This window comes from Corallincola holothuriorum, from assembly GCF_003336225.1.
In the GTDB taxonomy this organism is placed as follows: domain Bacteria; phylum Pseudomonadota; class Gammaproteobacteria; order Enterobacterales; family Neiellaceae; genus Corallincola; species Corallincola holothuriorum.
On record NZ_QPID01000001.1, the window covers coordinates 293,529 to 316,882 of the forward strand.

The window sequence follows — 23,354 nt, forward strand, 5'->3', positions numbered from 1 at the left end:
CAGCCGTTAGATGTCATTCAGAGCGATGTTTTGGATGCAGACTTAGTCGTGCAATTTGGCCAAATTATCGTGTCATCCAGTGGCCAGACTGTGGCTTACCAGCCGAATGTCAGTGGTGAGTGGGAAGCGGTGACTTGGAATGATAATTCGTCTGAGCAGAATGCTATTTCTATCATTGATGGTGATGTGACTGTTGGCGATGATGATGGCATTAGCACGCTGCCTGACACTCAACTACTACTCAGCAAAGCACTACCTGCTACTGGCGTTGATGTGAGTCAGCAAGACACCATCGCCCTTTATTTTAGTCAATTGATTAACACCAGTGCCGACAAGATAACTCCGGCCATCTCAGTGTCCCTGGACGGTGTTCTGTTAACTGCTGGTCAATATGATGTAGTTGCAGAAAACCGCCTCAGTGGTGGTGTGATCTCAATCACTAGTGTCGATATGGGTGGCAAGGATCGGGCCGAACTGGAGATAGGTGTGAGTAGTGAACTGCTCAACCTTGGCGGCAAACCACTGGTATCTCCAGTGTCACTGACCTATCAAATGGTCGCGTCACAGCCTGTTGTGCAGCGCGTGGAGCGTATGGATGGTGATACCCCGGCGGGGCGCTATATTCATGGCGTAGCAGGGGAGATCTTAAAGATCTCTGGGCGTAACTTTGGTGATGACGTCGCTCAGCTTGCCATTACCGTGGGTGAGACAGTATTGGCCAATGACGCCATCACTCTGATTAGTGATAGTGAAATTAAAGTTGAAATACCTAACCTATTCCTAGCGGGCAATGCGACGGCTCTAGCTGTAGCAGTGGAGCGCAATGGTACGAGCTATCGCCTCAATGGTGCTTTGATTGCGTTACCTAGCGTCTCTATTCAGGACGTTAATCCATTGCGCGGCCCGCCTCAAGGCGGCAATTTTGTCGATATTTATGGTGCAGGTTTTGGTTATCAAACCCAAATCTCATTTGCCGGAAAAGTTGCCGGTGAAGCGAAATTCTTATCCAGCAATCATCTGCAGGTACGAGTGCCTGCCGGCGACTTTGGTTATGCCGATATTAAAGCAGTTAATCCGCAGTTTGCGGCAGAGCAGTCCATTGCTGAAGAGTCCTATTTCTACACGGGGGCAGCGACAGGAAGTGTCGATTTAGCTAGCGATAAGCCGAGCCCTATTGCTGCCGTCGCCTTGGACGACCAAGTCATTTACGCCGTTACTGGCGGTGAATATGACGTATATAACTTAGAAGGTCGCCTCAGCAAGAAATTGAGAACGAATGTCGCACGGTTAGTGGTGGCTGATGTCTCTGATCCTGTTAAGCCGCAAGTGGTTGAAAAACAGTTTGCTGATACGACTTACCCATATTCGTTTGATGTCACTGGCGGTTTGGGAACCAAGGGCTTTGAGTCCATTGCCATAGACGGTGATGACTTGTACATAGCCGGTGGTCGTACGCTCTATCATTTTGATAAGACGTTGGCCACAGATCCTATCTTGCTCAATAGCTATGAGCTGTCTGGCATCATTCGTGATGTTGAAATCGATGACAACTTACTCTACGTCTCTCACAGTGGCGGAGTTGAAGTTTTCCAACGTCGTAACGACCGCTTGCTGAAGTCAATTAGCCTGATAGACCGTAGTGTGCTTAAAGGCACGCCATATAATTTAAGTGTTGACGGCGACAGCCTTTGGATCGTGATGACCGATTCCCGTCGTCTTTTACAGATCGAACTGGTTTCGGGTGAATATGCGCTGACCAATAGTTTTGATACGGTTGATCTGGCGGATAATCGCTATCGCCCTGACGATGTTGTCGTTCAAAACGACCTGGTATTGGTCTCTACCGGCACAGGTGCTTCAGTTGTTGCCTATCAACTTGATCGGTTGGATGGTGCTGAAGCCGTTGCATCATTAAATCTGGCTTATCTTGTTCGCAACGGCACCGTCTTTGCCGGTGAACTACAACTGCAAGGACAAACCCTGTATGTCGCCGCAGGGCAGGGTGACGTGCAATTATATGACCTGACCAACTGGACCGCTGGGCGTTTTGCCGAGCCGATTGTACTAAAACACTATTTCTCAGTCGTCGGCGACGCTACCAGCATTGCGTTCCATCCGAACGCCTTGTACACAGGTTCAGCCTTCCCGTATGTTTCCGGAGAGCCAAGTGAAAACCCAGTGGCGCAACCGGCTAATGCGACACAATTAGGTGGTCGAATCAGCACGCTGCGCAACGACCTGCTGATGGTGACATCTCATACGCCTACGACTGGTGATGTATGGCCGCAGTCCGAGCCAGTTTCAGTACAGTTTAACCGCCTGCTCGATCAGACTTTCTTAAACGAGTTTGCTGCCGATCTGTTTGAGATCCGACTTGATGGTGCCAAAGTCGCCGGTGACGTACGTTCAATTGTCACCAGTGTCGGTACTCAGTTGATTTTCACACCGGCAGAGCAATTTATTCAGGATAAGCGTTACACCGTCACGCTTTCTGCCGGTCTGCGTGACATCCATGGCCAGCAATTGGGATCCGAGTACCGTTTCCAATTTACCGCCGCAGTCGGAGCTCAACCTGCGATAGAAGAGATCCGTCCCGCATTTGGCTCATGGCGCGGTGGCGAAACCATTAGTATCTATGGTCAGGCCTTTGCCGATGACACTGTCGTTACAATTGGTGGTGTCACTTTGGCACCACACGATATCGATGTTGTAAGTGAATACGAAATCCGTGCTTTCGTGCCCGCGCTCAGTGCTTCACCAGCCGATAATCGACCGGTCGCTATCGCCGTAAGCAATGGTGTTCTTGCCGATAGTCAACACGGTGCATTTGTTTACATAGCTGACCCAACAATCGACGCAATTGGCTTGTGGACTGCCGATGCCGTTGACAGTACGCAGCAACGATTCAAGTTTAATGATGGCAACATGCTGGGAATACAGGGTAGAGGTTTCAGCCCTACGACCCGTGTAACGATCAACGGTGTTGATGCAGAAGACGTTACTCTGGTAGGTGCTAATACCATTATCTTTAGTCAGCCTGACGGGTTACTTGGTAGCTTGCTGGTTGAACTGAGTAATATTGCCCCCGCGATTGATGGCACCACAAACTCAGATCTGAATATCACCTTGCTGGGTGAAGAGCGCCTATCTGGCGTTACCGGTATGGCTCGTGACTATAACAATCTGGTGACCTATAACGATAACGAATGGCAGCTCCTGACTAACATTGAAGGGATCCAACCACAACTGCTTGCTACTGGTGACGTCGATGATGTGATTGTTTCTGTTGCACTAAACAGTCGTTATTTGGCTGTGGCATACGGCGGTGCGGCACCTAAGGTACAGATCTATTCTCTAGCCAACCCTTATTCACCAGCCAAGGTGAGACAATTCAGCAATAGCGAGGGCTATGAGTTTAGTCAGCTGGCATTACACAATGACGTGTGGATTGGTTATAACCAAGCGCAAGGTGTTGTTTCTCCGGTACTCGGTGAAGTCACTGAGTTAACTGTTTGGGCGCAGCCTGGCATCGCCAGCGTGGCCAACCAGTATGGTGTGTTCGTACTCTACAATGACCGCGTTGAACATCATTCGCCAGAGCAACTGGCACAAGTGAAGTTACTTGAGCATACAGTGATCTCTCCGCAATCTCTGGTCGTTTCTGGTCAGCGTTTGCTGGTTCGTTCGACGAGTGAACTGGAATTGTTTGATCTCAATCTGCTGATGGCAGATCAGCCAAGCCAGTTGGGTAAAGCACTGTTATCGCAAACAGATGCACGTTTCGCCGGTGAACTACTTGTAGCGGAACAAATTTCGCCACAACGCTACGCTGTCTACGACATGGATAAGGCCGGTGAACAGCTGCTATTGCAGCACATCGTCGATATCGATGGTATCAGTGAACCGAACAGTTGGGCACTGAGTGGCGAGCTGTTGGAGTGGGTAGAGACAGGGCGTTACAGCAGTATTGCATTGCCATTGAATAACCTTTGGCAAATACAGCCACGGCGAATTGCCACTGCGAATCAACTGATTCAAGCTGCTGTTGCCGGGGAAATTACTGATTGGCTTGATGTCGCATTGGATATTATTGCCAATGGTGAACAGCGTGCTATTGCCGGTGGAACCAGTGTTGTTGGTCGTGAACTTCGCTTCCAAAACTTCGGTGCTGACTATGAAATGGGACGCACATACTCGCTGGCATTGTTTAATCAGCCAAGTAACACAATCGCCAATGCAGATGTCAATGTCGACCTGCCATGGTCGCTGACCACGACGCCACTATTTGGCGCTACTGAGCCGCGTTTGCAAAGGTTGTCTCCGGCAGGCTCTATTACCGCACGCGCCACCACCTTCACATTGCATGGTGAGCAACTATTCGCTGTCGATTCAATTCAAATCGGCGCTAATATCATCAGTGCGGCAGAATTTAGCGTTTCAGACGATGGCACCGAGCTTAGTTTCAATACTAGCTTCGATGTTGCTGGTATCCACTCAGTGACGGCCGTATTTGCAGGTGAACAGGATGCCATCTCTTTACCTGCAGCATTGCTAATTACGCAAGCCATCGAATTGACTGATGTCGTTACCAATAATGCCAAGGGTGGTGATAAAGCGCTGAGTGATTCGGGCGCCAACGTAATAACCATTGAAGGTGTCGGATTACAAGGCCAACTTCAGGTCTACCTCATGCCGTATGGTGAAGGGTACGAGCTAGGCGATTTGACGCCACTTTCGTATCGTTTACAGGATGGCAATATCGTTGTTGGTCTGTCTCCTTCAGTATCACCTGGTAGCTCTTATCAAGTGGTGGTGGTGCGTGCTACAACCAATGAAATCGTATACGCACCGCTTACTTCGCTGCTGAATGGCATTGACGACACCGCGCCTGTTATGCAGGAAGTGAAGCCAAGTGACCAACTCACTGCCGTTCGTCCATTGACGCTTGCCTTTAATGAGCCGGTCAGTTCCGTGAGCTTCACTGTGACTAAGTCGTTCCTCGATTACAGTCAGCAAGCTGACCAAGATATTACCGCCATGTTTGAGTTGGTAAATATCAGTAGTCATGCACTTCAACTCCGTTTGAAAAATGGCGCATTGACTAACAATGCCCGTTATCAAATTATCATCGACAACATCCTTGATGGTGCTGGCAACCCAGCTATTGGTACCAATGCTGGCGTGGGCCGATTTGAGCAGACCTATTTGGCCGCAGATACGCTGCCGCCCAGAGAGCTTGTTGTACGACGCCTTGCCGATGACCGCATCGTCGATCTGTCTATGTTATTGACCCGTGGCCGTACAGTTGAATTTACCGTCACTGCGGTCGATAACTACGACACCGAATTGGCTTATAGCTATCGTCGTTCTGTCGACTTTAATGCACCAAGCACCGACTGGTTGCCTATCGATGAGATCGCTAAGTTTAGTGAACAGATCAAAGAGAATTATAGCTACCTGGAGCTTCGTACTCGCGCAACAGACCGGGCCGGTAATTTTGTAGACCAGTCATTCCGGTCTGCTCTACGGGATCCATTGGTTGAACTCGAAGCCTTCTTTACTAATCCGGCTGAGCCGGAAGAATCGGTTCGTGCCGAGGTTCATTTTGATTTGCTGGGCGATATCGATATGGTCGATTTCGTTGAAATCAGCGTGGCGGAGATCGACCGCGGTGTGCCAGTCAACGTCACTGCCGGTTATGACCCATTAACCGGTAGCGTGATGGGGTCGGTGTTAAATCCGAAGATCAAAGATCTATTGCCAGAAGGCGCAGATATTGTTCCTGTTGAATTAACTGCACGCTTGCGGGTTAAGTACGGTTTTAGTGGCATTAAGTTGTTTGAAATGCCGTACACGTTGTATCTCGATCGTACACCACCGACGATTGAAATTGTTTCGCCCGGCGATGGTGACTTTGTCGCCCTCGATGAGCGCACTGATGTCCTGATCAAGAGCTTTGATAAATACGGTATCGAAACCGTAGAAGTACGCGTTAATAATGGCGACTGGACACTATTACCAGACCCCACTAAGTACAGCTTGGTGCCAACCGTCGATGACATTGCCGCCGGTATATTGGTGGAAGCGCGCGCGTTCGATCCTAATGGTAACCAAAGTGAGATCGCGGCAGTACGTATCTACCCTTATGACGCAGAAGCGGGCGCGCCCAAGGTTGACTTCTTGAGTCCGGTCAATGGTGCCAAATTCCAGGAAGGCGAGGCTGTTAGTTTCGAAGTTCAGTTGCGAAATGTGTTGGATGCAGCGATTTACTTCGACATTGGTGGTATTGAATCAGCGACCCCGGTGGCAACGGTTAGCCGCAATGCCGACGATGGAGAGCGTCAATTCGTTACCCTCAACATGCCTGCCGTTGCTGAAAATATTGTCGTCCTGGCGCGTATTCAGAAAGCGAACTTGAAAGGGTATCGCTACCTGAACGTTGTTAATGACGATGGTATCGACGAAGAGATGCCACTGACGTTGCTACCTGAAAATCGGATCCTGACTGGGACGCAGTTGAGCATTGCCGCACAACGTCCGACTGAGATGTCTGATTTCAGTGAAGAGTCAGTGGTTGAAGTCACCGATCCAGTAGACGCTGCCGATAGCTATGTTATCAGCGCCACTCAGACCGAACTCGTGACGATTAACAATCTCGGCGATGAAGTCAGTGTTGTGTCAGTGCTGAAAGACCGCTCAGCACACGAGAAACGCCTACCATACGCGCTAGAAAAAATCAGCTACCTGAGTGATGCTGCACCTACGATAGTACTGCAAGCTGCAAGTCCAGATGAACGTATTGTGGGTCAACTTAGTGTGCCTGGTTTGGATGTTGGCGAGCACTTGGTGGTTGCATTGGATAAGGCCAACGGTGGCTATCAGTTGATGACCGCCAATGGTGTTTTATTCAGCCACTTATCAGGGCATGCGAAGAGCTTGCACGCCGGTACCCGCGGTATCTACTTGCAGAGTTATGATCAGGGACAATCGGTTCTACGCCGTTTTGATGTGCGGGACGGAAAAGTTGCGCCGATAGCAAGTTTAGAAGCGCCGGTCGAAGGTGAACTGATTGCAGTTAGTGCTGATCTACTATGGTTCAAGCGCGGCCAAACTATCACCGCTTATGTGGATAGTGAGCAGGTGCTGGTACCTGCTGCTGGCAGCGCCTTCCGCTCCGAAATCATTATTTCTGCTGCGGCTCAGGGACGCTCCTTACTGCTGTTAACTGATAGCGGTATCCACCACCTGAGTGTGTCATCATCACCATTACTGAAAGTCGAAAAAGATTTCTTTGTAGCGCTGCCGGCCAAAGCCGATGGTTTCGATATCGACAGCCAACAGTTGGTTACTTGGAACAAAGATCAGTTATCCCATTACCAACTGCTGAGTGATGGTGCCCTGATCGTTGGTGCCACACTGCCAATGACGGGTGATGTGCTGGCGGTAAAACGTGATGGCGATATTATTTGGGCACAGTTACAGCATCAGGATGGAACGGTCAGTTGGGCTGCAGTGCAGCAGCAAGAGGTCGTTGGCTTCCTACCTGCAGATGCAGAATTGATCGCTGTTGCTCCTGGTTATCTCTATATCCAAGATCGCAGTTCTGACGTTGTCTCTCTTTACGCCCATGACTTGGATATTGCCGACGTACCACTGTCTGTGGATGTGGTAACAACGCCGGAAGCGCTGGCAATTGAGGTTGGCATTACATTAGTCAGCAAACCTATGGGCAGCGTGGCGCTAGCGTTATACAACAATGGCCGCTTAATCATGTCTACGCCGACTAATGCCGGCACTCAAGACCAATACACAGTTCGCGTGCCACGAGACTTGTTGCTCAGTGATACCCTTGAATTGGTCGCCACCAGTCATACGGGTGAATTCTCTGATAGCTATAACGTTGATAGCTCTGCAGACATACAGGTAGCGAGCCAGTTACCAGAAGAGGGACAACTGCTGGCTGAAAATGCTGTCGTGCCAGTGTCTCTGCTATTACCGGCAAGCGCCCGTATCTCAACAGTGAATGCTGAACTGAATGGCGAGAGCAGGGTTCTGGCAACCGGTGAACTGAATCGAGCATCGGGTTGGCTTCAGTTGCCAGCACAAGGTGCCCATGAGCTATTACTCGATCTTAATCAGCAACCGTACAACCGTTCTGCATTGCAGGTCGTAGCCAACCAATCTGATGGGTTGCAAGTGACCATGCTATCTCCCACTCATAACGGCTCTGCCCAAAGTGGTCAGGTGGTGAGTGTTGAATATGTCATAAATGGCGAACAACTTGCTGAGCTGTCCCATGTCACGGTGTCGTTGCTTGATTTTAATCGCAACTTGATCTCACAAACTTATCTGGCTGATGCCCAGGGTAGCGTGTCAATGCAGATGCCAAGTGTCGACGTACGTGACACTTATTATCTGCAGGTAACCGGATATTGGGGTGAAAGCTTCTATTACAGCAGTGCCGAAGTGGCCGTGCAGTTACTGCCGAGAAGCAAAGTGCCACAGCCGGAAGTGCTGGGTATCTCTTCAACCGTGATCGCAGGAAGTGATGTTAGCTACTCGCTTGCCCCGTTAAACCCAGGTCTTAGTGGTGAGCTGCAGGTGTTTGATAGCACGCAGACTTTACTTGATGCCGATAGCTCATCAGTCAACCTGACAGTACCTAGCGATGTTGACTACCTTACTGTCGTGGCCACCGTGCGTGACGACGAAGGTAATCAGAGCGAACGCAGCTACAAGGTTAATGTAAAACTGGGAGTTCAGTTTACGGTCGCTGCAGAAACCACTTCGTTTGACGTTATGTTGGGTGATGCGGGTCAGGCTTGGTTTAGTGTCGGTCGCGACCTCTATGACCATAACTTCAGCAACGTAGCTACGCTTTCTGGCGACATTACGGCGATGACTCGGGTAGGTGACCGATTATTGGTGGCTGTTGCCGGCGTTGGCTTACAAATGCTGGATCCACAAGAGCAGTTCCAACTGCTAAGTACAACCACATTTGCAGATGAAGTTGAACAGTTGGCCGTGAGTGCCGATCATCTGATGGTGTTTGCTGCGCACTCCGCGACTGCATTTACCATCAATGGTAATACGCTAGAACCAGCAACCTTGCAAAGTCAGTCAGACAAGCTGTTAGTACCGTTTGCCCAGAGTGAAGATATCGTCGGTGTCCGTGCGACTGTAGATGGTTTCGTGGTCTCTCGGATCAATGATGTGTTGTTCTTTGATGGTGACCTCGTTGAGAACATTGATCAGCGTTTGGAACTGGCCTCTGTAGTGAGCATGATCCAGCTTGATGGCGTCGATTATTTCCTCACAGAAGATGCTCAACTTATCTCCGCCATTGACCAACATCGCTTGGATGAAATGAGCGTGCCGGGTGGGCAACAGCTACTTGGTTTTGGTCAGTATCTAGCCGTGCTGGATAAGACCGGCGGGTCTGTGCATGTCGTTGATGTAACAAATCCTCAGCATATAGAAGGTAACGGTAGTTTCGACTTCGTCGCGGGAACCGCCTCTATCTTGGCTGGTTGGTTTGACGGTCAGATTTGGCTAGGTGGCGAGCAGGGCGGTCGACTCACGCTTCAGTCGCAGTCTGGTGCGCCATTTGTTGCTTACAGAAACAATACTAATGGTGATGTGCAGGAAGTGGCCGCGCGCGGTGGCAAGAGTCTTATCGCTGCGAGTTACTACGGCGGTTACCATCTTTCAGCCATGGGCAGTGATTGGCAGCTTTCGAGCTATCTAGAGAAAGGTTGGACGGTTGCTGTGGATGCGGTTGCCACTGATCACGAGTTTAATTACATCGCCCAACGTGGATTAAGAAAAGTGATCCGCGTTAGCCACGAAAGCATGGTCAGCGGTGATCCAGCCGCGCAAGATGTGTTTACCCAAGTTGCAGCAGAAGTGTTGCTGCTAACGGATTCTCATATTGTAGCCACCATGGGTAATACCCTGCATTTCGCTGCGAAACAGAACCTTTCATTGCATGACAGTGTGCAGTTGCCAGCGGGCGAGCAAGTGATCGCCGCAGTCAGTCACGGTGACACACTGTTTGTTAGCACGATTAATCGACGCTTGTACAAGATCAGAACTGGTAGCTTGCCGTTCGCCGCCAAAGCTGTGCTGGTTGATAGCGTGATCGATGCAGCAGGCGAGCCTATCGCACATCTTGATGCGTCAGGCTCTGCCGTGTTCTTCGCTATGAACAACGTCATACATCGTATGAGTATGTTTAATTACGATGATGTCGCGCTTGAGATCGCAGGGTTGCAATCGGTTGATGCGCTGGTGTACGAGCAGGGGTATGTGTATATCGCCTACCGTACTGCCACCCAGAGCTTGCTAGCCGTGGCTGATGCCCGCACCTGGTTACTCGAACAGGAAGCACTAGTTGAGTTCAACGCCGGCGTGACTTCGCTAGATGCTGAACATGGGCGTATTATCGTCGGCCTCGGTGAAGCCGGTATTCAGTCGCTTGACTTAAACGGTCGCTTTAGTCAGCCAACACCAGGCATCTTGTCTCCTGTCCAAGGGGACACCTTTGTTCAGGGCGATACGCTTAACCTGACCATCAGTGAATCAAGTAATGCCGTATCAGTTCGCTATTTCGTCAATGCTCAGGAAGTGGCGGGTACCAATACTGCGCCATTTGCTGCCATGGCTATGGTGCCACCAAGCTTACGTAATGGTCAGCCATTTGAAGTGACTGCGTTGGTAGAGTTGTCATCCGGTGAAACGTATCAAACAGCACCGGTAAAAGTGTTGCTACAAGGCGAGGAACTGCCGGGCAATGCGTTTAGCGTCTCTTTGACCCACCCGCTGGAAAGTGTCGCGACTTACGTGCCTAAGCCGCTTGAAGTACGCGCTGAAGTTAACGACGTGTCAGTGCCTGTTTATCAGGTTGAATATTACGAATCTGACAGCATTGACGGCCCGTACCGCATGATCGGTAAGCACTATGGACCAGAATATGTGCTGTATCGCGATTATCGCCTGGAAGATAGCGGCAAGTTCCTTAAGGTTAGGGCTGTCGATGTGTTCGGTAATACGACCGATTCAACACCGATATCATTTATCCGTGCAGAAGATGCCATTGCGCCACAGATTGGCAGCTATATGTTGACCGGACCGACACAGGCCGACGACCAAATTATTGAGCAGCATAGCTTCGGTTTGTCGGTCTCCGTTTCTGACCCTGAAAGTGGCATTGAATCTGCCATTCTCAAGCGCAATAACATTATTGTTGCGGCAGCATTTAACGCCGGCACTATCGATATTATTGAAGCGGGAGCGGTTGCGGGCACTGAGTATCTCTATGAACTGGAAGTGACCGATAAGGCTGGTAATACCGCCACACAATCCAAAACCTACAGCTTTGTAGAAGACACAGCACCGTCAGTCACTGATTTTGTGGTTAATCCTCTGCAAATACTGGAGCAGGGCGCCTTTAAAGTGACAGCGAATTTAAGTGATGACGTATCACTGCGTTCCGCTGAGCTTGAATGGAACGGCTTCATCACGCCAGTTGCTGTGGCTGGTACTCATCAACCGGTAAGCATCAGCTTGCGCGACCCGCGTGCTGAGCGTCTAACCGATGACGTAATTGCAGATATCATCCTTCGCGTGACCGATGATTTGGGGCAAGTTGTTGAACATCGCCAGCCGACCACGATTTTACGCGACTTAGTGCCGGATGCCTCCAGACTGAAAGTCGAGCATGATCCAGCGTCATTCTACGGTGGTATTGCACGACTTGAGCTGAGTGAATTTGGTTTAGCTAATGACGGCGCAGATATCGTTAAAGTTACCGTTATGCCAACGTGGCCTGCCGACGCACAACCAATTGTTAAAGAGCACATGCCTTATGAAGATGGCGTTGCACAGTCACTGCGAATGACTCTGCCGATGCCGGATCAGGAAGTGGCCGGTAACGAGTACCGATTCAAGCTGCAGTTGACCGATCATCTTGGGCAAACCGCCATTTCCGATGAGTTTGTTATTCCGCTTTGGTTCCGACCTAATAGCTTGCAGTTCGTGAATGACGCACAGAACGCTGATGTTAACCGCAGCTACGTCACTGTGGGCGACACAACGGCATATCATGTCGCCGTGCTTGATCGCACCGGGCGTCGCATACCGTTACAAACTGTACGTTGGACATTGCAAACGGCAGTTGGAGACGACCTGGGAGCGCCAGTTGAATTGGGTAGCTTTGTTTCTGATGACTCAGGTATTTCACGCCTGGCATTTGACTCGGCCATATTGGCCGGTCGTTACAAACTGAACGCCGAGTTGCAAAACGCTGCTTGGATGGATGTTGAGCCCGACAATACCGGTATTGCTGTTGCCATGGGGCTACGAGTTCAGCCGGGTGAAACCCGCAGCGTTGAGTTCGTTCATCAACCGGCAGTGATTGCAGGTAACGTTTTTGAATTGGCGCTACGAGCGAAAGATGCTGGTAGTAACATCGTAACGGCTGACAGTGAAACGAAAGTCACCGTGACATTGCCATACAGCGGTTTCTATTTTGGTTTCGCCGAAGGCGTTGTTGTTACGCCGTTGGACGATGGTGGTCAACAGGCCGAAATTGCTCTGCGCAATGGTTTGGCAAATGTACCGGTGACATCCATAACGACGGCGGGGAACTACAGTGCTCAGTTAATGATCACCGATCCGCTCAGTGACATTGACACCACGTATGACTTTATCGGAAACGGTGAATTCGTAGTTACACCGACCATGGCGTTAGAAGTGGTGCCTGCCGCCGCGTCATTGATCACCATGGAGGAGTTGTCTCAAACCAACTTGCCACTGGGTGTTGCTGGGCGTATCGAAGCCGGTGAGGCAGTGACGCTGAGCCTGGTACTCAGGGATCAGTACTACAACCCTGTCACAACCGTTAGCCCGTTAGATTTAGCCCCTGCCAACTTCTCGTTGGAGCTGGCTGTAAATGGCGCAGCAACGATTGACGGTGTTGCTTCAACTAACACGGTTGATTTTGTGAGTGGTGCTGCAACAGCAGTGATCTCGACATCTGAAATCGAAACGATTGAAGTGACGGGCGTAGCGCTGGTTGATGGTCCTGCAGATCTAGTGACATTAGGCAACATCGAACTCGATTTCCTCAAGCCTTACCCTGCTATTGAAACCGCAGAGGTGGCCATCGTTGACGACAGTGAAATCAACCCGATTGTGCTGGCCTTCAATGAAACGGTCGAAGTTGGCAATCTGGTTGATGCAGATCTGGCCGTTATCACCCTTGATGATGTAATGGTTGATGGCACGTTCGAGATCATCGGCAATACGGTTGTATTCACACCGGAATCGCCGCTCACGCTCGCGGCGTGTTACAGCATCGATACCCAGGTCTCTTCACTGTGGGGCGAAGCTGTCAACGATGCCGTGTTACCACAGACGTTGTCGGCTTGTATGCCAGAATTGCGTGCGGATATTCCGGCGTACAATGCAGTGTTGGAAGGTACTGAAATCACCTTCACTGCACAGTTGGCGGATAGCCTGGATTACGCTGCCCTGCACGGCGTTGTCTTTGTGGAATCAGCCGTTGCTCCGACGGTTGATGTCGACGTGGATATCACCGACATACGCCTGACTGCGCCTATGCATACGCTATTAAGTGTTGAAGATGGTTCGGCTATCTATTTACGTTTGTTTGCTTCTGATGACGGCGAAAATGGCTACGAATCTGCAAACCGCATCAGTTATCGCGTGCTGCAGCTGGACGGGGACTACGATGGCGATGGCCTAAGTAACGCCCTCGAATTTGCTACCGCGGGCTTAGATCCTGCCAGCAGTGATTCTGATGGCAATGGCATTGCAGATGGTCAAGACGATCTGGATGGTGATGGTCTGTCTAACCTGGATGAAGTGACAGCAGGCACCTCACTCACGATTGCTGATACCGATGGAGATGGCCTCAACGACTACGAAGAAGTCTTCGTTTACGGCTCTAACCCATTAGTTGCTGACAGTGACGGTGATGGTGTGCCAGATTATGTCGAAGTGCTTATCGGTAGTGATCCAACCAACGATGTGGATGCACGTGTAGATCCGTTCTATATCACTGCGATCCAGGTTAGTGAAACCGAGGTCAACCATAAGCTGGGTGACGCTGGTGACCGTATTCGTCTCAACGTTACCGCAACGTTTGAGCACGATGGCAAGCGTTTTGATAACGTCAACCTGAACAACACTTATGACCTGCTTGAACTGGCTAGCAGCAATGAAACTGTTGCAACGTTTGATCTATCCGCCACCGGTGCCGTGTTCGACATTCATAGCGACGGCAGCAGCGAGCTGACGGTTTCGTTACTGGAGAACGCCACGCTGAGTCAGACGGTTCAACTAAATGTGACTAAAGATGCCGTGGTGGATGATCCGGCGATGCCGCGGATCAAATTGCTAGGCAGCGTAGAGCAGCACACGCTTTATCTGGGTGCCGATCATGCGCGTATCGCCTTCGCTATTGAGTCGGATCACCCATTGTGGGCGCTTGAGTTCTACCTAGATGGTCAGCGTATTGATTACCATGAAGATCCAACCTATTGCGTCAGAATCGAGTGGCCAGAAGACAATTGCCGCGATACCACGAATTACGTTTATCGTGATACTCACGCTTATGCCAACGAACTGAGTGAGCCACCAAGTTGGGAGATTATCTCAGGCAGCCGTTTCGTACTGATGATGCCGAATGGCGTACCAGACGATGCCAAAGGCTTATTGACGGTGACAGCGAGGATCTCATACCACATCTTCCCGCTGAGTATTCAGTTGCCGCTGGCACAAGATCCGGAGCCTCAAGTGGAGACACCAGACGTGGCATTGGCATACCTTGAAGGGCAGCCGTTTGATCTTGACTACGTAGTGACCGATCCTGCCTTTAATCCATTGACCGTTGAACTGTTGTTAGATGGCGAACCGGTTAAAAATGCCGGTGAGGGCGCTGTGCCAATCCGCCGTTATCAGGCGGTGGTTGATCAGATGATCAATCAGCAGCGCTATGAGGTTGTGAAGAGTGCTACTCCGCCAGCCACTGGCAGCTGTAGCATTGATGGTGAATGGACGCAGATTGGCGATATCGGGCATCCCGCAAATGGAAAAAGTGTACTGAGTGCTGGGAAGACCGTTGTAGTTTATAACGATAATGATGGTTGGGAGGAACTCTCTGTTTCTAGAGATGGTGGACGCTCGTGGCGCCTGCTGCATGAAAGATATGTGGATTATTACTATGCGGCGCTTGCTACCGATAGAAAAGGGACCTGGGTAGCAAACGACCTTATTTCGCACGATGATGGTTTGACATGGAATAGTATTATTGACGCCAGTTTTTCAGATGGGTGGACGTCTGGCCCTAGTTTAGTAGGAACAGACGAAGCAGGAGTTTGGATTATTGGTAATGAGTCCGGTTTATTCGCGCGTTCGGTAGATGACGGCCATACATGGACTCATCTGCCTGAACACCTAAATACCAGTGGTTACGAGCCTATCAGTATGAAGACTGATAAACAGGGGACATGGATTGTTTCATTTAACTACCCTGGGGCTGCAATATCCCGCGATAACGGGGCAACTTGGGAGGCGATGCCAGACTATTTAGGGACTGATGGTGGCGATGTGTATCCACAAGCAACTGCTAGCTTGATGTATGGCTCTGATACTTGGATCGCCAATATATGGGATTCATTTTATTACCTTGTGATGGAGTCAAACGACGGCGGTAATACTTGGGGGCGTGCAGCGAATGGAACCGTAGCATATGACCATAATGGCAACCAGACATGGCTGGGAGAACTATCAAACCGCAAGTATATCTCGCGTGATAACCGCCAGACATGGGAGGAGTTACCAGTTAGATTGGGTCTTGATGGCGATTATGACGTCTCAGTTGACCGTCCTGAGTTTATTACCCCTAACACGTTAGTGGCGATTGCAGGGTTTAGTTTTATGAAATCGACCGACAACGGGGAGTCATGGCAACACATTGAAATAGAAGGTGATTTTAGGTACTTGTCGTCAGTTTCTGGTGACGGAGAATATTGGCTTGCAATTGACGAACGGGGCGGTGTCTACTCCCCATGTAAGCCGATAGATCCCAATGCCACTGCGCCGTACTTCTTCCACGAAAATGACGACGGCAAAGAAGCATCACTGAAGATCTCTGAGAAGACAGAAAGCGGTGTGCGTTCACAAGTTATCCCGTTGGGTGCTGTGAGTGTTTCACGCTACTCCTCTTGCGCTAATCCAGACGTTGAGCTGCCAGATTACTTTAAGAATGGTATTGAGGATCTGTCATGGGGCTATGACTATGATAGCGCCATCCTTGATTCACCGATTGCTCCGTCATATTCCAGTGAGCTGTTGCAGGACGTACTAGACCAGTTTGGTGAACCAACCGTCGTGACTCCGGCTTACCCCGAGTTCTATCTCGATATGCCGGAAATGATGGAACTCAACTTGGTTTACAACTTTGATGGTGTCGATATCTATATACCGTTTGAAGAAATAGAGGGCTATGATCCTGAGATCGGTCCAGATGGTCGTCGCTATCGATTCACCGGCGATCATTGGCAATTGCTCGACGCGATTGTTGATGGAGAGATCCATATCGAGGGTTACACAGCGTGTGAAGTGCGCATCGACAAGCGCTTGCCATTGTTTGTGAAGCAAGATTTAGCTCCGGTGGTAGCGCCTATTGGCAGTTTGACTCAGCCCGGTAGATCCGCGCGCACGCTAGATATATTGGTTAACGATAGTGGCAATAATCTAGTGTATGTCGGTTTGTATTCCGTGGTTGAAGGGGATGGCTATCAGGTTAACTTGCTGGGTGAAATGACCGGCCTTCAGGATATGAGGGACTGTGAGAATGACGATTGTAAGTATCGGGACTCAGGCGCTGTGTGGCAGCAGTACCTACTAAGCGACAGCGGTGAGTACAATTTGCAACTGCCGATCTCAGTCGATACATATCCATTCTCATTTGATATATGGGCGCTAGCGATCGATTCTGCGGGTCACATGGTCTACGAAAAAGTAGGCGATATGACGGTTACCGAGGAGGTTGAGTTTACGCCACCAACCGAGCGCGACATTATCTATCAGGGGGTCAGAAACCTTGAAGCCGAGGGTGTCGACCTGTTTGAGTTTGCCGTTACTGAAACATCTGTAATCAGTATCACTATGCCTAGCGGTAATATCGATTCTGTAATGTATGTGACGGATGATCAGGACAACCAGCTTTACTATAACGATGACTTTAGAAGTTCTCGTTCCGGTTTGTCGGGGATTTTTGCTCCGGGCAGTTACAAGGTATTTATCGGTGAATATTGGCTGACCCTCGGTGAGGCTTTGAGTGGCGAAAACCCCAATGCCGATGCCGCTACGTTTGATCTACTGATTGAAAATTGTGTGTTGTCTGCTGACGAATATGCCAGTGGTGAAATTGAGTCTGCTTGTTGGTCCGATGGGGACGAAGAGTACGAACAGCCTACATAATCTTGTAAAAGGCCATGTGGTTTTCATCACTTTTAACTTAACCACTTAGATTTGATAACAAATTATCGAACTCTAAAACAAATATGATTATAATCATCCCCGCTCTGATCTAATCAGGTTAGAGTGGGATGCAGTAATGATGGAGTATTAAGTAGTGAATAGCAGTACTATCAAAGGGATTTTGGCTTCTACCCTGTTTGCCGTTGTTGCCCTTACTGGGTGCGATAAGCCAGCCACTGTTGCCTCAATCGGTGACGCCGAGATAACTTCCGCACAACTCAGTGCCTACCTTAAGCACAAACGTATCCCTGAACAGGATGCGACGGTTGTTGAGCGTGCTTTGGATGATCTGATTAGCCGTGAAGCGTTGGCTCAGGCCATCGAGCAGCAAGATGTGTTGGACGCCGAACTCATCGCCGCCGAACAAGCGGAAGTTCGCCGCCAGATGTTGATTGGCCGCTATTTTGAGAAATTCCTCGCGGAACGGATCACCGACGATATGGTGCGCGCTTTTTATGCCAATAATGCCGCTGACTACGAGTCAAATCGTGTCAAAGTGGCCCATATTCTGATCCGTACAAATACTCAGATGGGTGAAGCAGAGCGTCAAGCAAAACTTACTTTAGCCCGTGAAGTGTATAGCCAACTCACCAGCGGTGGTGATTTTATTACTTTGGCAAAAGCCTACTCAGAAGACAAAGTATCGGCACAGAAAGGTGGCGAGCTGGGTTGGATCGCCGAAGGGGCAGTGAATCCCGAATTTTCTAATACAGCCTTTGCGCTGCAGCCCGGAGCATACTCCGAGCCGATGATGACCTCATTTGGTTTTCATATCATCAAGCAGCTAGAAGCGCCGCAAAAATCACGCCAGCCACTGGAAGCAGTGCAGAGCCAGATAAAATATCGTCTACAAAAAGAAGCCAAACAGGCGGAAATGGAGCGATTGCTGGCAAGCGTTGAACAATCCAAGAACTACCCTCTGACAGCCGAATAGCCTGATTGCCGTAGTAGGAGTTACAGATGTTACCCATCAAGCAATTTGGCTTGTGTTTGTTGATAGGTAGTTGCCTATCTGCATGTTCAGAGCCCGAAGAAAATACCGCGGTCAGTCACCAAGCGCCTGAATCACCCGTGTTGGTGATGGTCAATGGCGAAACGATCACTGAGCAAGATGTTGAGTTTGCTATCAACAAAACCTTTAGTGACGCAGAGCTGATGATGGCCGACGAAGGTTTGCGCCAGAAGGTGTTAGAAAGCTTGGTCGCCAGCCGAGCTATGCGTCATGCCGCAAGTTTAGAATTGACCATGGAAGCGCGTGAGTACATCGCTCAGCGCGTTGCGGCTTACGAAGAAGAGCTTTATGTACGCGAATATCTTCGTCTACATACGACACCACAGCCTGTGACCAACGCCATGGTCGAAAGCTATTACCAACAACACCCAGAATATTTTGGCGCAGATGAAGTTGTTGATCTGGAGTTGTTGACCGTGAGTGCAACGGCGCCGGACAGCGATAAGCAATGGTTGTTAGCAAATGTGGCTAGCGTTAAAGCCAACGCTAATTGGGCTGCCAGTGGCGATGAATGGCGCGCCCGAGCGGTTCAACACAGCGAGCAGCGTGTCGAAGTGTCAAAACTCTCTGCCAAGCTAAGACCCGTTGTTAGTGGTCTGGGGGTGGCTGACGTGTCTGACGTGGTGGTTGAACAAGGCCAACTGCAACTGGTCAGGGTGAAAGCCAGGCAGAGTATACCGCCGCGTCCGTTAGCTGAGGTAAGTGCGGATATTCGTAAGCGTTTGGCGCCACTCAATGTGAAGCGGGCGGTAAAAGAAGCGTCGGAAAAAGCGGCACAGACAGCCACTATCGAGTGGGTTACCCCTCGTTCATAAGTTTTTCCATTTTCAGCTAATGCAGGATGCAAGAAATGTTAACAGCCATGATATCGAAGTGCTCTAGGTGGTTTAGCACCTCTGTTGGTTTTAACGCAGCAGTTAAAAGGCTAGGCAGAGCATGCCTGGTTGTGAGTCTTTTTACTGTATTAGCTGGTTGTGATGATGAGCAACCCCCGACACTCGATTTAGCACCATTACCCGCCACAACCGCGCTCAGTGAGATTGTGGTTAAGGGTAGTGTTTATGACCGAGGATCCAGCCGCCGAGGTTTGCGTCTGCAGATCTCCGTAAATGATGGTGCGCCTGTTGCCGTGCCGTTTCGGGCGAGTTTGTTCCGCCATACCGTCGCTTTACAGGTGGGTGAAAACAATATTTTGGTTGAAGCCTTTGATGGCGATAACAACCGCACGGCCGAGCAGGTTTCAATCTACCGCAGTGATCTGCCACAGCTTATTAGCGTAACGCCGGAAAGCGGCACCATCACCACCGATGAGAGCGTTGCTCTAACCGGTGAGTTTAGTAGTGCTTGGCCTTACCCCGACACCCGTTTTTCAATCAATGACACCGTGTTAGAACCGGGTGACCAAGTTAACTACCAAGCCGACGCCAATAGCGCATTCAGCGTCCAACAGCCGCTTAAGTTAGGCCTTAACGCCTTCAAACTTCAAGTGGCCAACCCAGATGGCGAAGCCGCACAGTTCGTACAAATCATTCGTCAGGGTGACAGCCAGGTAGACAATATTGCCTTAGTGCTGGCGCAATCAGAAGGGCAGCTGTTTGAAAGTGAAATGGCGGCATTATCTGGAACAATCACTGCAAATGTGGCTGACTTAACCTCTGTCGCGATTCAATTTGCAACAAATCGCAGTGAAACCGTCTATGACGTAAAGCCTTTGGCAGATGGCAGCTTTTCAACCTCGGTCGCGCTGGCGATGGGCGACAACCTTATCACTGTCGTCGCAAAACATCCGGCAGGCCCGGTTGCAACCGAACAGTTAACCATTAAACGTATTTCTCAAGGTGTTTTTGTCTCTGTGTTGCCCACAGGAGACGAGGTGCTAGAACATTCACCAATCACCATTGAAGGTCAGATTGATTCAGATTGGCCGGTAGCGGACACGCTACTGACGATTAACGACGTGTCTTATCCGCTAGCGGATGCCGGTGAGTATTATAATTTTAGTGTTGCAGACCAGCACTTAGCGTTGGGAACTAACTACTTTACATTAACTGTCACCACCCCTGATGGCGCGCGATCCAAGTTGCTCAGTTTGGAGTACAAGCCGACAGCAGATACAACAGCGCCAATACTTGAGCTGGAAACCACAGGCACACAGACGACCAGCCCCACGTTTTCTATTCGTGGCAAGGTGACGGATCCCGGTGCGAACCGCACAGGAATCGCCTCCGTTACTATCACCAATCAGGCATTTGCGGACGCATCTTTTGCCGCAACCCTTGATGGCGATGCGTTTTCTGCAGAGATCCCATTAGCGTTTGGTAGCAATACGCTCACCGTGACTGCCGAAGACAACAGCGGCAATCAAAGCAGCTTGCAACATACAGTCACACGTCAGATCAGCGCATCATTTAGGTCGTTGCTTCCTGCGGACGGTGCGTTAGTTACCAGCCCGACGATTACAGTCAGTGGCGAAGTGGTTGCCGATGGTGGTGGCGTAATTGATTCTATCTTGGTTAATGAACGTCGCCTTGCGCCTATTGCTACCGCAGAAGCCGGTGTTTATTCGTTCTCAGCCAGCGATATCGCGCTGAATATTGGTATGAACACCATCACGGTGAGTGCCACCGGCGAGTACGTCAATCGCGTTTCGCAGCAACTGACCATCGAGTATCGTCCTGGTGATATCTCCGAGCTGGATCCGCCGACATTGGATGTTACTGCTCCGGTGGATGGTGCAATGCTCAGCGCTAACAGCTTTATGGTGACTGGTAGGGTAGTCAGTTATGCTGGCGCAGCCACCATTACGGCCAATGGCGTTGCTTTAAGTCAGGCGGATATTACCAGCTACCGACTTGAGCAAGCGTATCATGCCAAATTCGGAACATCGTTGGCGTTTGCTGATGGTAGCAATAGTATGATCGTTGAGCTTGTGGTCACGGACAGTGTTGGCCAGCAGGTCAGCGATAGTATCACCGTGTATCGCGATGGTTTAGTACCGGCGATACAGCTGGACGATTATGGGCCTGCCCCGGCGATCAACCTTGTCGCCACAACCTCTGTGACGCTCAGTGGGCTCGTCACAGATGACAATATCAGCAGCGTTACCATAAACGATCAGGCTGTTTCCGTGTCACCAACCGGTACAGACAATCAATACCGTTTTAATGGGCGGCTTGACGTGCCCATGGGCAGTGAGCAATCCGCAGTGGTCACTGCTTACGACATCGCTGGAAACAGTGTGAGCGAAGAATACCTGTTTCAGTCATCAGTGACGGTCGGACTATCCGCATTACTGCCCCCAGACAACGCAGAGTTTTTGCTCAACGGTGAGCCACTATCAGTCCAGGTTGCAGCCCGTACTGATGTGCTAACAGATGATATGAGGGTTATCGCGTGGCACGGCAGTAACGATGCCGTGGTGTTGGCACAGTCTGACACCGCAGCAAGTGGCGAACTGTTTTTACCGGCTGTTGCAGCGGAATACACTCTTAACTATGCCGTGATCGACAGTAACGATCTGATCTTGGCGCAGACTTCTCGCACCGTTAGCTTGATTGAAAGTACGCAAATCGAGACCGCGCTAATACGCCACGAACCTATTCATTTGGCGGAAAATGTTGAGCCCAATCAACCTGTAGAGTTGTACTTTAATAAAGCGATCGATCCAGCCAAACTGACTATCGAAGTACGAGAAACCCTGCACGGAGAAACCTATATCAATGCCGATGCGCCAGGAACTAATTTTCCTTACGCTAGGGGCTACACTCTGGAATCTGTGACCCGCGACAGAGAGTTCGTACCGCTCAGTATTGATGTTTTGCCTGGCAGCCAAACCATCGCCATCTACCCAAAACGCGCATTAGGCTACGGCGCGTCACTTGAAGTTGACGCCCAATATGATGGCGTCGACATTGGTCGATTCCGTTTTAACACCCGCGCACTGCCCACTTTCATTCGTGGTGGAGTGTCAGACAGCTTTGGTCAGCCATTGGTTGGGGTTAGGGTAGAACTACCTGAACTTGAACGTGCAACCACCACCAACGGTGACGGTGCTTATGCCTTTGGCTTCCAGGAACAGGGCGGGCAAGAGATCCCGAGCGGAACTTATAACCTCATCGTCAACGGTGATTTGACGGCCAGCGGCCTAGGTAGCGAGCGACTTAAAACCACGGTCGAAGGCCACCGAGACAACAAAGTTACCATGGTCCAGCTTGCACCGCTGAACCCGGCTATATCATTCGTTCCGCTGCAAAGTGGTGCCAGTGATGTGTCGTTGGCCAGTGGTGAACTCACCATCGACTTCTCTGGTGCAACGTTGCAGTTCCCCAGCGGCTACAACCAGGGGCGGGTACATGTGCAATTTACTCCGCTCTCGATGCTTGCTGGCAAGGTTGATATACAAACTCCCCCTATCTGGGCATATGCATTCCAACCCAAAGGGGTCAATGTTGAAGGTAATGTGTCTCTGTCCATTAAAATGCCCGCCATGCGTGGTGGCTATGACTACGTCCCAGATGGCGATGCCTACATGCTGATCTTAGGCTTTAACCCACAAACGGGGGTTATTTCACCGATAGGGGTAGGCCAGTTGGACAATGAGCGTAACCTTCATAGCCGGGGGACATTAAATTTGTTGTCTCTGGACTATATCAGCGTGAGCTGGGTGCCGATGGCACAGCAAGAACTCGCCGCTGAAGTAGCTGCAGGCCAGCGCAGTTTGATTGAATTAACGGCCGCTATTAGCAGCCAGTTTGCACAGTAGTTAAGGATG

4 protein-coding genes (1 of these 4 only partly in view) are annotated in these 23,354 nt (G+C 50.2%); all 4 read left to right on the top strand.

The genetic code is table 11. From position 1 onward, the window contains the following. Positions 1–17,511, top strand: partial view of an Ig-like domain-containing protein gene (locus DU002_RS01285; protein WP_114336541.1) — the 3' end only. The gene continues 18,255 nt to the left of window position 1, outside the view; only the last 17,511 of its 35,766 coding nucleotides appear in the window; the start codon falls outside the window, past its left edge; the stop codon is at positions 17,509–17,511. Between the two features lie 154 nt (positions 17,512–17,665). Beyond that, entirely contained in the window at positions 17,666–18,505 is an 840-nt protein-coding gene (locus tag DU002_RS01290; RefSeq protein ID WP_114336542.1) for a peptidylprolyl isomerase, read from the top strand. A 26-nt stretch (positions 18,506–18,531) separates the two neighbouring features. Beyond that, a complete protein-coding gene (locus tag DU002_RS01295; RefSeq protein ID WP_114336543.1) occupies positions 18,532–19,398 on the top strand; it encodes a peptidyl-prolyl cis-trans isomerase in 867 nt (288 codons plus the stop codon). Positions 19,399–19,529: 131 nt separating this feature from the next. Continuing rightward, on the top strand, positions 19,530–23,345 hold the full coding sequence (locus DU002_RS19660; RefSeq protein WP_233496357.1) for a carboxypeptidase-like regulatory domain-containing protein: 3,816 nt from the start codon (positions 19,530–19,532) through the stop codon (positions 23,343–23,345). The last annotated feature ends 9 nt before the right edge of the window (positions 23,346–23,354 follow it).